General features: G+C 57.4%; 16 protein-coding genes. 6 read left to right on the forward strand and 10 right to left on the reverse strand.

Features of this window, described 5'->3' with window-relative positions; genetic code table 11:
• The first annotated feature begins 16 nt into the window (after window positions 1-16).
• The 6 genes from ACVDG4_RS09075 (at window position 17) to pufC (ending at window position 3,879) form a co-directional block, all read left to right on the forward strand.
• Window positions 17-250 (forward strand): hypothetical protein, encoded by a 234-nt coding sequence (locus tag ACVDG4_RS09075; protein ID WP_209172908.1) that lies wholly within the window; start codon window positions 17-19, stop codon window positions 248-250.
• Between the two features lie 131 nt (window positions 251-381).
• A complete protein-coding gene (locus ACVDG4_RS09080) occupies window positions 382-528 on the forward strand; it encodes a light-harvesting protein (protein ID WP_008196822.1) in 147 nt (48 codons plus the stop codon).
• Window positions 529-558: 30 nt separating this feature from the next.
• Window positions 559-759: a light-harvesting antenna LH1, alpha subunit gene (gene pufA / locus ACVDG4_RS09085; protein WP_133947988.1), complete on the forward strand. Its 201-nt coding sequence runs from the start codon at window positions 559-561 to the stop codon at window positions 757-759.
• Between the two features lie 147 nt (window positions 760-906).
• Complete coding sequence (pufL, locus tag ACVDG4_RS09090) at window positions 907-1,752, forward strand: photosynthetic reaction center subunit L (protein WP_447234811.1); 846 nt, start codon at window positions 907-909, stop codon at window positions 1,750-1,752.
• A 10-nt stretch (window positions 1,753-1,762) separates the two neighbouring features.
• On the forward strand, window positions 1,763-2,725 hold the full coding sequence (gene pufM, locus ACVDG4_RS09095) for a photosynthetic reaction center subunit M (protein WP_209172906.1): 963 nt from the start codon (window positions 1,763-1,765) through the stop codon (window positions 2,723-2,725).
• A gap of 11 nt (window positions 2,726-2,736) precedes the next feature.
• Window positions 2,737-3,879 (forward strand): photosynthetic reaction center cytochrome PufC, encoded by a 1,143-nt coding sequence (gene pufC / locus ACVDG4_RS09100; RefSeq protein ID WP_447234812.1) that lies wholly within the window; start codon window positions 2,737-2,739, stop codon window positions 3,877-3,879.
• A 405-nt stretch (window positions 3,880-4,284) separates the two neighbouring features.
• Here the strand turns inward: pufC and idi are convergent, their stop codons facing one another.
• The 10 genes from idi to bchM all read right to left on the reverse strand — a co-directional run bounded on the left by idi (window position 4,285) and on the right by bchM (window position 12,544).
• Entirely contained in the window at window positions 4,285-4,818 is a 534-nt protein-coding gene (idi, locus tag ACVDG4_RS09105; protein ID WP_447234813.1) for an isopentenyl-diphosphate delta-isomerase, read from the reverse strand.
• Between the two features lie 61 nt (window positions 4,819-4,879).
• Complete coding sequence (gene hemA / locus ACVDG4_RS09110; RefSeq protein ID WP_447234814.1) at window positions 4,880-6,097, reverse strand: 5-aminolevulinate synthase; 1,218 nt, start codon at window positions 6,095-6,097, stop codon at window positions 4,880-4,882.
• A 29-nt stretch (window positions 6,098-6,126) separates the two neighbouring features.
• Window positions 6,127-6,978, reverse strand: a complete 852-nt coding sequence (gene puhE / locus ACVDG4_RS09115; protein ID WP_447234815.1) for a putative photosynthetic complex assembly protein PuhE — start codon at window positions 6,976-6,978, stop codon at window positions 6,127-6,129.
• Between the two features lie 10 nt (window positions 6,979-6,988).
• Entirely contained in the window at window positions 6,989-8,098 is a 1,110-nt protein-coding gene (acsF, locus tag ACVDG4_RS09120) for a magnesium-protoporphyrin IX monomethyl ester (oxidative) cyclase (protein ID WP_409689633.1), read from the reverse strand.
• Window positions 8,095-8,400, reverse strand: coding sequence for an O2-dependent cyclase accessory protein (locus ACVDG4_RS09125; protein ID WP_409689629.1), 306 nt, complete (start codon window positions 8,398-8,400; stop codon window positions 8,095-8,097). The genes acsF and ACVDG4_RS09125 overlap by 4 nt, the downstream gene beginning before the upstream one ends.
• Window positions 8,397-8,891 carry a photosynthetic complex assembly protein PuhC gene (puhC, locus tag ACVDG4_RS09130; RefSeq protein ID WP_409689626.1) on the reverse strand — a complete coding sequence of 165 codons (495 nt, stop codon included), beginning with the start codon at window positions 8,889-8,891 and terminating at the stop codon, window positions 8,397-8,399. Before puhC ends, ACVDG4_RS09125 begins: the two co-directional genes overlap by 4 nt.
• Window positions 8,892-8,900: 9 nt before the next feature.
• Window positions 8,901-9,578, reverse strand: coding sequence for a photosynthetic complex putative assembly protein PuhB (puhB, locus tag ACVDG4_RS09135; RefSeq protein ID WP_447234816.1), 678 nt, complete (start codon window positions 9,576-9,578; stop codon window positions 8,901-8,903).
• Entirely contained in the window at window positions 9,575-10,354 is a 780-nt protein-coding gene (gene puhA, locus ACVDG4_RS09140; protein ID WP_447234817.1) for a photosynthetic reaction center subunit H, read from the reverse strand. Before puhA ends, puhB begins: the two co-directional genes overlap by 4 nt.
• Window positions 10,355-10,388: 34 nt before the next feature.
• Window positions 10,389-11,825: a BCD family MFS transporter gene (locus ACVDG4_RS09145; RefSeq protein WP_409692069.1), complete on the reverse strand. Its 1,437-nt coding sequence runs from the start codon at window positions 11,823-11,825 to the stop codon at window positions 10,389-10,391.
• Window positions 11,825-12,544: a magnesium protoporphyrin IX methyltransferase gene (gene bchM / locus ACVDG4_RS09150; RefSeq protein ID WP_447234818.1), complete on the reverse strand. Its 720-nt coding sequence runs from the start codon at window positions 12,542-12,544 to the stop codon at window positions 11,825-11,827. The genes ACVDG4_RS09145 and bchM overlap by 1 nt, the downstream gene beginning before the upstream one ends.
• Window positions 12,545-12,552: the final 8 nt, after the last annotated feature.

A 12,552-nucleotide genomic window follows, 5' to 3' on the forward strand; every position in this document is an offset into this window, starting at 1 on the left:
CCCGGGAGGAAGACAGATGATTTCCACCACCCATAGCGAAGCGGTCTGCAGCCGCCGCCATCAGGAACGCGAATCCCAGCGCCTCTTGATGAAGCGTCTGTTTCTCGTGGTGTTTCCATTCTGCCTCATGTCCACCGTCCTCGGCCGCCTCGGCCGCGTCTTGGGCGCCCATGAAGGCACGACACAATCTGCATACGCCGAAGCCAAGGCCTCGGCATACGCCGCATTGGGATACGCGTTTCACGCATGATCCCAACGCCTTTTGCTGCTGCTTTGGCATCGGCAATTGCTCAGTGAGCCCTTCCAACCGGCTTGACTGGGACCCCGCCGCGAGGGTTCTGCGCGGTAACCGCCGAAAGGCAAGTAGTGGAGGTCATGCGAATGGCTTCGGACAAGGAGACCCTTACAGGTCTTAGCCGTGAGGAAGCACAGGAGTTTCACCGGCTCTTTGTGAAGTTTGCGATCGCAATGTCGCTTGCACCCTTCCTCGCCCACATTTCGATGTGGCTCTACAAACCGTGGCTCTGACGAGCTCACACCAGACAAGGATCTGAAGACATGTGGAAAATGTGGCTTTTGTTCGATCCGCGCCGGGTGCTCGTTCTTCTGACGGTCTTCCTGTTCAGCCTTGCAGTTTTGATTCATTTCATTCTGCTCAGCACCGAAAGGTACAACTGGCTGGAACAGCAAGCATCGTTAAGCGACGGCAACGCGCATATCGAAATGCTCCTACCGGAGGGTTCGTCAGCTTTGGTCTGACGAACGCATACGGTTCAACATCATCGGTGGCGGAGGCTGCGTATTGGCCGGCGCCTGGACGACGGTCAGCACTCTCCGCCACCAAGCCTTGCTTTCAATGATTAGCCGCAGCACGCGCATTGGCAAAACGCGGCTAAGGAGGACTCTATGGCTTTGCTCAGCTTCGAAAGGAAGTACCGCGTACGCGGGGGCACACTGATCGGCGGTGACTTGTTCGATTTCTGGGTGGGCCCATTTTATGTCGGTTTCTTTGGCATTACCGGCGCGTTTTTCATGTTCGTTGGAACGGCACTTGTCGTTTACGGCGCTGCAATCGGCCCAACCTGGAACATCTGGCAGATCTCGATCGCCCCGCCTGACATCTCCTACGGGCTTGCCTTGGCGCCGCTAAAAGAAGGCGGCCTCTGGCAGATCATTACCATTTGCGCATTGGGGTCTTTCGGATCCTGGGCTTTGCGCGAAGTCGAGATTTGCCGCAAGCTCGGCATGGGCTATCACGTGCCGTTCGCTTTCTCCTTCGCGATCTTTGCCTACGCCACTCTGGTCGTCTTCCGGCCACTGCTGCTGGGCGCTTGGGGACATGGATTTCCATACGGGATTTTCAGTCACCTGGACTGGGTCTCCAACGTCGGCTACCAATATCTCCACTTCCATTACAACCCCGCACACATGATCGCCGTGACGTTTTTCTTCACGACGACACTCGCTCTGTCCTTGCACGGTGGCCTGATTTTGTCGGCGGCCAATCCGGGCGAGTCCATGGAAGGCGGCGGCAAGCAGGCGGAAGTGAAAACGCCGGAATATGAAGACACCTTTTTCCGCGACATCATCGGCTACTCCATCGGGACTCTCGGCATTCACCGCCTGGGATTGATCCTTGCGCTGAACGCCGGTTTTTGGAGCGCCGTCTGCATCGTCATCAGCGGGCCGTTCTGGAACCAGGGCTGGCCGCAATGGTGGAACTGGTGGCTGAACCTGCCGATCTGGAGCTGAGGACACGACAATGACCCAATATCAAAACATCCTCACCATCATTCAGGTCAGCGGCCCGGCCGAAGAGGGCATGCCGCTTCCCAAAGGCGACAGCGACCGCGTTGGCACGCCAATCATGTCGCGCCTTGCCGGTTGGTTGGGGAACGCGCAAATCGGGCCAATTTACCTGGGCTTTCTCGGGTCTTTGTCCCTTGTGTTCGGCTTGATCGCATTCGAGATCATCGGTTTGAACATGCTGGCCTCTGTGGGTTGGGATCCGATCCAGTTCGTCCGGCAACTGTTCTGGCTCGGCCTGGAACCGCCGCCAGCGGAATACGGCCTGACAATGGCACCTCTCAACGAAGGTGGCTGGTGGCAAATTGCGGGCTTCTTTCTGACAGCTTCCATCTTGTTGTGGTGGGTGCGCGTCTACCGGCGGGCACGCCAGTTGGAGCTCGGCACCCATATTGCCTGGGCATTTGCCTCAGCAATCTGGTTGTTCCTGGTGCTTGGCTTTATCCGTCCGATCCTGATGGGCGATTTTTCCGAAGCCGTCCCTTTCGGGATCTTCCCGCACCTTGACTGGACCGCAGCCTTCTCCATCCGCTACGGCAACCTTTACTACAACCCGTTCCACTGTCTTTCGATCGTCTTCCTCTATGGCTCGGTTCTGCTGTTTGCCATGCATGGCGCGACAATTCTTGCTGTCGGCAAGTATGGCGGCGAGCGGGAGCTTGAGCAGATCACCGACCGCGGGACCGCGTCCGAACGTGCAGCGCTCTTCTGGCGCTGGACCATGGGCTTCAACGCCACAATGGAATCGGTTCACCGTTGGGCGTGGTGGTTCGCCATTTTGACCCCTCTGACCGGAGGGATCGGCATCCTTCTCACAGGCACTGTCGTCGACAATTGGTACCTGTGGGGCATCGAGCACGGGATCGTGTCTCCGACACCGGACGTCTGGCCGGGTGTTGTTGATCCGGCGGCGCAATAAGGAGAAGGAAAATGCAACTTTGGATACCTTTTGCAGCTGCCGCCGGAACACTTCTCGGTATTGCGAGCTTCGTTGGTGCCGATTGGGATGCTCCACCTGTCGAGACAACCCAGATGGGATATCGCGGCACAGGCATGAATGTCATTAAGGACGCTGACAAGGTGGAGGCCCTGAAAGCCCTGAATGCGGTTCCAGAACCGCTCTGGGAAGCGGACCCGGAAGGTGACCGCGCTGGTGAGATCTATGAAAACGTTCAGGTCTTGGGTGATTTGTCCGATGACCAGTTCAACCTCTTCATGGCGGCCATCACGGAATGGATCGCACCGGAAGAAGGCTGCGGCTATTGCCACAATCTGGAAAACCTTGCCTCTGACGAGGTCTACACCAAGGTCGTTTCCCGGCGCATGATCCAGATGAACCAGACCATCAACGTGGACTGGGAACCGCATGTCGGTGATGTGGGGGTCACCTGTTACACCTGCCACCGCGGCCAGGCTGTTCCCGCCTACTACTGGTATGATGATCAGGAGCCCAAACCGGCCAGTGCGTCCGGCCGGGGCGGACAGAACGTTGTCGGTCAGTTTGTCGGCAACACATCCATGCCGCAAAATGCCTTGGCAGAGTATCTGCTGGGCGACAAGGAAATCCGCGTACACTCCCTGACCGCTTTGCCTGACCCTGCAAATCCAAACCCTGCGGGAACGAAGGAAACGGAAAACACCTGGGCCTTGATGATGCACATGTCAGAGGGTCTTGGCGTCAACTGCGTGACTTGCCACAATTCCCGGGCCTTTAACGACTGGGATCAGAGCCCGCCGCAACGGGTTACCGCCTGGCACGGCATTCAAATGACACGGGCCCTCAACAACGACTACATGGTCGGATTGACCCCGGTCTTCCCGGACAACCGCAAGGGACCGGAAGGCGATGTCTTCAAGATCGGTTGCTCGACCTGTCACCAAGGCGTTCAAAAACCGCTCTACGGCGTTTCTATGCTTCAAAACTACGTAGACGCCCTGGATAAGAAAGGACCGACAGCGGTACCTGACTATTCGAAATACGTCCCCGGCGAGACCCAGACCATGGCGCCGGACGGACCGACCAACTCCTCCGCCCTCCCGGCGAAAACGACGGTTGCCGCCACTCAGCAATGAGCGCGGCATCCGCCGAGGACACTTTGGGAGCTCTCGGGCTCCCATTTTTTTTGCTCTTTTGCTCGGAAATGCAGCTCTGAGTGACGATTTTAGAGTTCGGTGATTGGAGCAAGTCGCGTTGAGCAAGTCACTTGGTTCTCGCCGCCTGAAATCGAAATTTTCAACGCAAAATCCGAGAACCATCGAGTTCGATAAAACGCGACAAGCACTTAGACAGCTTACTTCGAAACCCGCAACATAGTGACAGAGGCCGACACGCCGTTTGGTTCACTTGTAAAATGTAGAAACCGGTCAGAGGCAAAAGTCGGCTGCCGGCAACGGCCGGGAACTCCGCGGCCAACTAGCGCGGTTCATGCAGCCATTGAATTGCGTGATGGAGGTAGAGGAGTTCGATTTGCGGGAAGTTCAAGCTGCTGCTTGGAACTTCAGCCCCGGAAAGCGCCCTAGATAAATTCGGAACCAGGGCGTGAAGGCACTCGGATTTTCCAGGACTTCGCGATGAAGGTCCGCCGCGGTAACCCACCGCACGTCTTCCACCTCGTCCGGATTGGGCACCACGATGAGCTTATTGCGATCCACTTGCGCACTAAAAAGCGTGACGCGCTCGTGCTCTTTCAGGCCCTCACCGACGCTGGCTTCATATTCAACCGTTTGATGCCGCGTCAGTGGGAGCGTGAAGCCGAGCTCATCCATCAACCTGCGCTCTGCGCAGGTTTCAATGCTCTCATCCCAATGGGGATGACTGCAACATGTGTTCGCCCATTGGCCGCCACAATGATACTTCCCGGCAGCGCGCTTCTGGATGAGCAGATGATCGCCGTCGAAAACAAAGACGGACACGGCCAGATGCAACACGCCATCAATATGGGCTTGCAGTTTCTCGACCGGATAAAACGATCCGTCCGGTGCGACAGCAGGAATTATCAAGGGCTTGTTCATTGGTGTACGGGCTCTCTGCCCCTTCTTAGATCCAGTCAGGGTCTTCTTGCTTTCGCCTTGATCAGGCCACCGCTCTTGCCAAAGCACACTGTGACCACAAGGAGCACAGAGCCTCTGACAGATGCCGGATATCAGCTTCGGTATGGAGTGGCGTCGGTGTGATCCGCAGCCGCTCCGTTCCAACCGGCACGGTCGGATAATTGATCGGTTGCACATATATGCCGAAATCGGTCAGGAGAACATCGGAAATCCATTTGCACTTCGACGCATTTCCAACCATGACGGGCACGATGTGGCTTGGGTTCTCCATATGCGGAATGCCTCTGGCATTGAGTGCTGCCCGCACTTTCGCAACATTGGCCTTGTGTGCATCCCGCTCGGCCGAGCTCTCTTTCAAGTACTGGATCGAAGCTGTTGCGCCAGCGGCCAGCGCCGGCGGCAAGGCTGTCGTGAAGATGAAACCCGATGCAAATGAACGGACGAAGTCCACAAGCACTTCCGGACCGGTGATGTAGCCCCCCATGACGCCAAACGCCTTGCCAAGGGTTCCTTCAATTACAGTCAGCCGGTCCATAAGACCTTCCCGTTCGGCCACACCGCCGCCACGCGGTCCATACATTCCAACGGCATGAACTTCATCGAGATAGGTGATTGCTCCAAACCGGTCAGCGACATCACAGATCGCCTCGATCGGCGCAATATCGCCATCCATGGAGTAGACGCTCTCAAAAGCAACCAGCTTCGGCGCGTTCGGGTCATCGGCCGCCATCAGTTCGGCCAGGTGCTCCGGATCGTTGTGCCGGAAGAGCCGTTTTGTGCATCTGGAATGGCGAATCCCCTCGATCATGGACGCGTGATTGAGGGCATCGGAGTAGACGATTATTCCAGGGATCTTCGACAAGAGCGTGCCGAGCGCTGCCCAGTTGGACACATAACCAGATGTAAAAATTAGTGCCGCTTCCTTGTCATGCAGATCAGCGAGCTCACGCTCCAGTAGCACATGATAATGGTTGGTGCCGGAAATGTTGCGGGTACCACCCGCACCTGCCCCGCACTTTTGAATGATCTCAGTCATCCGGTTAGTCACAACAGGGTTTTGCCCCATGCCCAGATAGTCGTTGGAGCACCAGACCGTTACTTCACTTGTCTCACCGGCATCGTCATAAAACGTTGCCTTGGGGAAGGCGTTGCAATGGCGCTCCAGCTCGGCAAAGACCCGATAATTGCCAGCCTCGTGCAAGTCGGAGAGAGCGGTCTCCATAGTTTTCAAGATGTCCATCGCTTCGTCCTCTCCTCAAGGTATTCCAATTATCGCGTTTCCAAGCCGCGTTTCGTGCCGACGCCGGCAGGTGCAAACTCATGTCCTGGTGGGTTTGAGCGGGGGTCGCGCGCCCCTTTGGGAACCGCCCAGCGCCAAAGTGCCATGTCCGAGACCGGCAGAACGAGAATTAGGTGTTCGATGATTGCCAGTGCCATAAACGCGGCGAGCAAAATGTGACCAACGACGGAGTACGCGCTGTGCGCATTCATCGCTCCAGCCACCAGGACCGCAAACAACCCAACCGCGATAGCTAAAAGAAGCGGGAAAAAGGGGGTTGTCCGTCCAGTATTAAAGTAGGTCTTCAGGTGAACGATCCCCGGGGGCATCAGGCCGCTGATTGCATGGCGCGCGCCCAGGAAAATCAGCAGCTTCGCCGAAATCCGCATCCCCCATAAGAGCCCAAAAGTGGCAAGGCCGAAGGTGTTGGGGGCGCCCGCCAGGACGAACCAGAGAAACACGGCCGTTACAAGCAGCGCGATCTCGTGATCACACACGGCTTTCCAGGCAGCGACAAACCGGGCAGCGCCTTTCGCATCGGGCGGGCACTCCTGTTTGCTCCGGCCGGTCACCATCCCGGTCAAAAACGTGGTTTCATGCCAGGCCCAGACCAGCAGTGCGCCAAAGAACCCGGCGTAGGATCCAAGCGGGGTCTGCATCTCGCTGCCCTTTAGGAGCAACAGAAAACCGGCAACACCGACCAGTGTCACCAGCGGCAAAAGCTGCCGGGGACCGAGCTTCTTCCGGATTGACCAATGGACCATCAACAAGACAAGCCCGGTCGACAGCCACCAAACGCCAGTGGCAATCAGAACAGCTATGACCGGGTTTGCGAGCCACATGAGCGTTGGCCTACCAGACCGGCTGCAGGCGCGAGGTCTCCGGCAAAGTATTTTTCTTTGTCGGGATCATGTACATCCGCACGAAGTTCAGCCCTGCAGCTGCCCCCCACCACGCTCTTCCCAGCTGGCCAAAGAGGCCGCCCTTTTCGGTTGCAGCCTGCATCTTGCGGCTAATCCGCTCCATGCGCCGGAAACCTTCCAAAAGCTTGGGATTATCGAGATCAAGTTCGAGCGGGAAACACTGACGGGAAATTTCAGACGTCAAGCGGAACACCCGCATGTCGTAGTCTTCTATGTTGATCCCAAGTGCCTTGTGAAACGCAGGACGCATGTGATCGCGCACATACATCGTGGCAAAGACGGCCAGCAAAAAGAACTTGATCCAGAGCTTGTTACGCCCTTCAAGCAAACGCTTGTCCGACCGGATGATCAAAGAGAACGCTTCGCCATGCGAAAACTCGTCGTTGCACCATTCCTTGAACCACTTGAAGATCGGATGGAACCGATGTTCTGGATGCTTCTCCAGATGGCGATAGATTGTGATGTAGCGGGCGTAGCCGATCTTCTCTGACAGGTAAGTCGCGTAGTAGATAAATTTGGGCTTGAAGTAGGTGTATTTCTTCGCCTTGGCGAGGAACCCCATGTTCACACCGATGCCGAAGTCCTTAAGCGCATCATTGATGAAACCGGCATGCCGTGATTCATCCCGGCTCATGAAGCCGAAGAGCTCGCAGATTTCCTGGTTCTTGCCGCGGCGTTTCATCTCCTTGTAGAGCACGCAGCCGGAGAACTCGGAGGTCAGGGACGACACGAGGAAGTCGATCAGCTCTTCGCGCAGATCATCTGGCAGCGCATCGAGATCAATATCCTCCCACGCTTCGCTGCGCTTGAAGTGACCCCGGTTGGGATCGGAGCGCATTTGCGAAATCAAGGCGTCCCATTCTTCCCGGACGGGCTCGACGTTGATCTTGTCCATTTCGTCGAAGTCGGTGGTGTAGAACCGCGGTGTCAACATCGTGGAGACCAAGGCACTCTTGGTCGTATCGTTGACGGCGGCCCGGCGCTTTTCAAGGGTCGGTTCATTGGAGGCCAAATCGGCTGGCGATACGGTCTTGTTCATGACAACGCCCTTTCCGTGAAGCTGAATTCACACAGTTCCATCATTTCGAAATCGCCAGTGGCGCGGGTCCAGGCGCGTTCCAGCGGCCCCGCCCGGCGGATGGTCGCCTCGCGCCGAAACCTCTGACTTTCCCCGTAAGGGATCGACACGGGAGCACCATGGACGAAGACTTCATCGCCCGGATGCACCACCACGCCATTGTCAAAGCGCAGATGGGCACCGAGTTGATCAAAGGTGTTGTTGATCTCCACCGTGCAGCTGACGGTTTCCTTCCGGCTCATGAGATTGAAAATCGCGTTCATTGGCGCGCTCCTTCCCGGGTTTCAAGCAGGGCTGCAAAGGCCGCTGCATTATCTTTTCCAAAGGCTTCCAAATAGATGCGTTCGCCGAGTGCGGTGTCAGACAGACTGACTGCGCCGGTCTCCCATTGAATGAGCCTGTAAGGTGCTGCGGCCGGAACTTTCGCCACCATCCGCATGCGTTCGAAAGCCCGCAGCGAGCCGCGAACGAAGCCTCCGGTATCCTTCTCAAAGGCTGAAATCACAACGCCGCTTCGCGCGTCCGTGACAGTGACGATATCCGCCGCATCCCGTGTGATAAGAATGTCCCGGATCGCGACCGGTGCACCGGTTTGATGCTTGATGACGCCAATGCCGGTTGTCTGGCCAAAAACGACCGCCGCAACGGCAAAAGTCAGAAGCAATGCCGTCCCGATCAGGATCCTGCGCGGAAATTGTTTGGCGCGCCGGCCCTTGCGGTCCGAGAAATATCCGAGATGGGAAACCGAAGGCATCGCTGGCTCCTACTCCGCAGCTTCTACAGATGCAGGAACTGCACCCTGCGGTGAGGTGTCATTGTGAGCCAGACGCGAGTGACCAGAAGTCACAGCCGCATTCTGGCTGATCGCAAGGGCAAGGATATCGGCCACTTTCTTGGCGTCGGCCAGGCAGATCAGGCTCGGCTCGACATTGGCAAACCGCCACCCACGAACATGCGGCCATTGCACCAACCAGGAAATCTGGTGTCCCGGCAAAACCTGGATAGCAACATGCCCGGCACCACCTGGAAGTTCGGCAATAGAGATTGCTGCCAGCTGTTTGAAAGGCAGATTGAGGGTCATGGAAAACGCGACACCAAAGCGGATGACAACACGCTGCGTTGTGATCGTATAAAGCGTCGTCTTATGGACAGCCCAGGCAAACAACTCCAGCATGCCGATCAAGATCGCGGCCAAGGCGGTCAATACGGCGACTGAGAAGACGATGCCAGCCAATGGGCGGCCATCATAAAGACCGCCAATCACTGCCCATGCCGCCAAGATCAAAAAGTAGCCGGTAATCCAGCGGTTCTTGAGGAGATGGCGGGCCAGAAGGCGGGTTGAAGGCCGCCCCTGCCACAGCATTTTTTCGCCGTCCGGTAAATATTCAGGCAATCCGGGAACCGGTTCCATCTCATGTTCCCGAGCGACAAACTGTTTCACAGCAAGGCCTCCCGACGATCTTTCGAGGCATAGAGGAGACCGGCGCCGAAGTAGGCCGCAATCTTGTCCTCTTCTAGCAAGGTGACCGTGCCCGGTTTCGCATGTGCCGGGACATCAGCAAATTGCTCGGATGTGATTGCGTGGACATAAAGATAAGGCTTGTTTCCACGTCCCCGCTTGATGACGACAAAGTTGTTCGGCAGAAGCACCGGTTTCTCAGCGCCCTCAATCTCAACTTCGTAGTAGCGGATCAGAAATTCTGCTCGATCGACCCAGACGTCCTTGACGGTTCCTGCAGAACTGCTGTCACAGCCCACAACCGAAAGACCAATAGGATCAAGCTCACCGTCGGCGATCGCAAATCCTTCCGCCTCACGCATCGGGACAATCCGGGCATCGCCATGAGCGGTCAGATCGGGCGTATCAGCGCGCTCGGCCCATGAGCCCGGCCCAACGCCCGCGAGAAGAGGGTTGCCTTCCGGCTCCATCGGATACCCAGGTGCAGGAGAAACCCGTTTGGCATTCAAGGGGCGGTCGTCGCGCTTTAGATCGGGAACCTGAACGGTCCCATGACCGTGTGGCAGGACGAATGTCTTCTTGTCCGGGACAAACAGCCAAGGGTCCTTGTTGAACCTGCCTGTGACATCATCTTCAAGCGGATAGCCTTCGCGCCGGTCTTCCTGACGGATGTACCAGATCAACCCGGCGAAAAAGACCCAAAAGACATAGAGCACCACCTGGGCGACATCTATGCTGCCGACGATAGAACCGGTCATGGTCATTCCTCCTAAAACTGGTGCCGATCCGGGATCACCCGGGTATTTCGGCAAGGCCAAAGCGCATGTCGTCTCCGCGCTCTTGCCGGTATTGGTGCCCTGCCAGGGGACCAAGAACGGCGAGACAGATGAAAAGAAGCGCGATTTCAATGTGATAGACAGCCAGATACCCGGCGGCCTCGTTGTTCATTGCAGTTCCGAGCAGCCCATCCAACGCAAGGATGTTGACGCCGTTCTTGATCAGACCGCCGAGCAAAAGGCTGACGCCGATGGCGGTCGCCTGGACCGCTCCCCAGGCGCCAACCAGAATGCCGCTGTCAGCGCGTTTCGAAATACTCATGGCTGCCAGCATTGTGCAGACTGCAAAGAGACCACCGCCGAGCCCGACACCGGCCGCGCCGGCGTAGAACAGCATGTCGGTCTCGAGCGGCGATGCAAAAACGACCGCGGAGAAGGCTGCAATACCAATCAAGAGGCCGCGGGCGGCGACCCTGTACATGTGGGCGCCGCGATTAAGGCTGTGTGCTGCCCAGGCAAAACCCGCCATCGTGCCTGCAGCCCAAAGCGCCGTCAGCAGCGTGGTTTGCCCGACCGTCATGCCAAGGATTTCGCCACCATAAGGCTCCAGCAGGATGTCCTGCATGGAAAACGCAGCAGACCCGATCGCGACAGCAATCAACAGGCGAACGGTGCCCGGCTCGCGCCGATAGTCGGCCAAAGCCTCAAAGAACCCGGCAACTTTCCTATCGTGGGACGTTCGGGCCGGGTTGCGGGCTTCCTGCTTCCAGGCGGAAATCACGTTGAGCGCCAAGGTCAAAAGTGCTGTGCTCTGGATCACCTGGATGAGCCGCTTCGGCGTAAAATCTGCGAGGAAGATGCTGTAAAAAATCGATGCAGCGATCATTCCCGCCAGAAGCATCACATAGAGCAACGCGACAACACGGGGCCGCTTGTCTTGGGGAACCAGATCAGTTGCGAGTGCAAGACCTGCGGTTTGCGACATGTGCAGCCCGAAGCCGGCAAAGAGAAAGGCAAGACCTGCGAGCACAGTTCCGGCCCACGCCGGTCCAACGCTCTGCGATTCAAGCAGCAAGAGCGCGAAGGGCATGAAGGCCAGCCCGCCGAACTGCAAGATCGTTCCGAACCAGAGATAGGGAACACGCCGCCAGCCGAGCACCGACTTGTAGGTATCTGAACGATAACCGAAGAAAAGCCTCAACGGCGCTGCCAGAACCGGGATTGCCACCACAGCAGACACCAATGCAACGGATACCCCGAGCTCGACGATCAGAACCCGGTTAAGCGTTCCGGTTAAGAGAACAAGCACACAGCCCGCAGACACCTGGAACAGTGCGAGGCGAAGAAGACGTGACAGCGGCACGTCTTTTGTTGCCGCGTCCGCAAACGGCATGAAGTGGACCCCGGCGGTCTGCCAGAACCCGATCATCCTGTCTGATGCGGACTTGAACATCATGGCCGAATCACCTCCATGGCCTGGGAGGTGTAAAAGCCGACAGAAATCCGGTGCGTTCGACCGCTCGTCCAACCGGCCATATGCGGTTGATGCACGAGCTGGTCAACCAGACGTTCCGGGTTGGCCGGATAGATGGCCGGGGCCCGATCCGCCCGCGGGAATGCCTTGCCGATCATCAGCATGGCTTTCAGGAGGTGCGAGCTCGGAGCAAGCGTGAACAAAAGGCTTTTGCTGGTGCGCTCAGCGAACTTTTCCAGAACCTTCTTGGCGTCCTCGGGGGCGTAGTGAATAAGGACGTCCATCGCAACGACCGCATCGAACTGTCCCAAATGCGGATCCAGCATATCCCCGCTTTTGAACGTTACAGTTCCATGCGGGTGACCGTTAAGGCGGCTCATTTGCTCGGCGGCACGCTGGCGGGCAAAGGAAACCATCTGCGCCGATAGATCGATGCCAACGACGTCAGCCCCACGCGCAACCAGTTCCATGGACAACACGCCAGAACCGCAGCCGGCGTCGAGTATGCGCCAACCGGTGAGATCCTGCGGAAGCCAGCTTGCCAAGGTTGATCGCATGTCTTCACGGCCCTGACGCACAGTTGCCCGGATCCCGCTTACCGGCTGATCGCCGGTCAGCTTTTTCCAGGCATCAAGCGCCGTGCGATCGAAGTAATGTTCGATTTCGCCGATCCGCTGTGTGTAGCTGGCCCGTGTCATATCCGGTT

It is taken from the genome of Roseibium sp. MB-4, from assembly GCF_053005265.1.

Bases quoted from the DNA above. Each gene is read 5' to 3' on its own strand.
- ACVDG4_RS09075 (WP_209172908.1), top strand. From the start codon at position 17: ATGATTTCCACCACCCATAGCGAAGCGGTCTGCAGCCGCCGCCATCAG.
- ACVDG4_RS09080 (WP_008196822.1), top strand. From the start codon at position 382: ATGGCTTCGGACAAGGAGACCCTTACAGGTCTTAGCCGTGAGGAAGCA.
- pufA (WP_133947988.1), top strand. From the start codon at position 559: ATGTGGAAAATGTGGCTTTTGTTCGATCCGCGCCGGGTGCTCGTTCTT.
- pufL (WP_447234811.1), top strand. From the start codon at position 907: ATGGCTTTGCTCAGCTTCGAAAGGAAGTACCGCGTACGCGGGGGCACA.
- pufM (WP_209172906.1), top strand. From the start codon at position 1,763: ATGACCCAATATCAAAACATCCTCACCATCATTCAGGTCAGCGGCCCG.
- pufC (WP_447234812.1), top strand. From the start codon at position 2,737: ATGCAACTTTGGATACCTTTTGCAGCTGCCGCCGGAACACTTCTCGGT.
- idi (WP_447234813.1), bottom strand. From the start codon at position 4,818: ATGAACAAGCCCTTGATAATTCCTGCTGTCGCACCGGACGGATCGTTT.
- hemA (WP_447234814.1), bottom strand. From the start codon at position 6,097: ATGGACATCTTGAAAACTATGGAGACCGCTCTCTCCGACTTGCACGAG.
- puhE (WP_447234815.1), bottom strand. From the start codon at position 6,978: ATGTGGCTCGCAAACCCGGTCATAGCTGTTCTGATTGCCACTGGCGTT.
- acsF (WP_409689633.1), bottom strand. From the start codon at position 8,098: ATGAACAAGACCGTATCGCCAGCCGATTTGGCCTCCAATGAACCGACC.
- ACVDG4_RS09125 (WP_409689629.1), bottom strand. From the start codon at position 8,400: ATGAACGCGATTTTCAATCTCATGAGCCGGAAGGAAACCGTCAGCTGC.
- puhC (WP_409689626.1), bottom strand. From the start codon at position 8,891: ATGCCTTCGGTTTCCCATCTCGGATATTTCTCGGACCGCAAGGGCCGG.
- puhA (WP_447234817.1), bottom strand. From the start codon at position 10,354: ATGACCGGTTCTATCGTCGGCAGCATAGATGTCGCCCAGGTGGTGCTC.
- ACVDG4_RS09145 (WP_409692069.1), bottom strand. From the start codon at position 11,825: ATGTTCAAGTCCGCATCAGACAGGATGATCGGGTTCTGGCAGACCGCC.
- bchM (WP_447234818.1), bottom strand. From the start codon at position 12,544: ATGACACGGGCCAGCTACACACAGCGGATCGGCGAAATCGAACATTAC.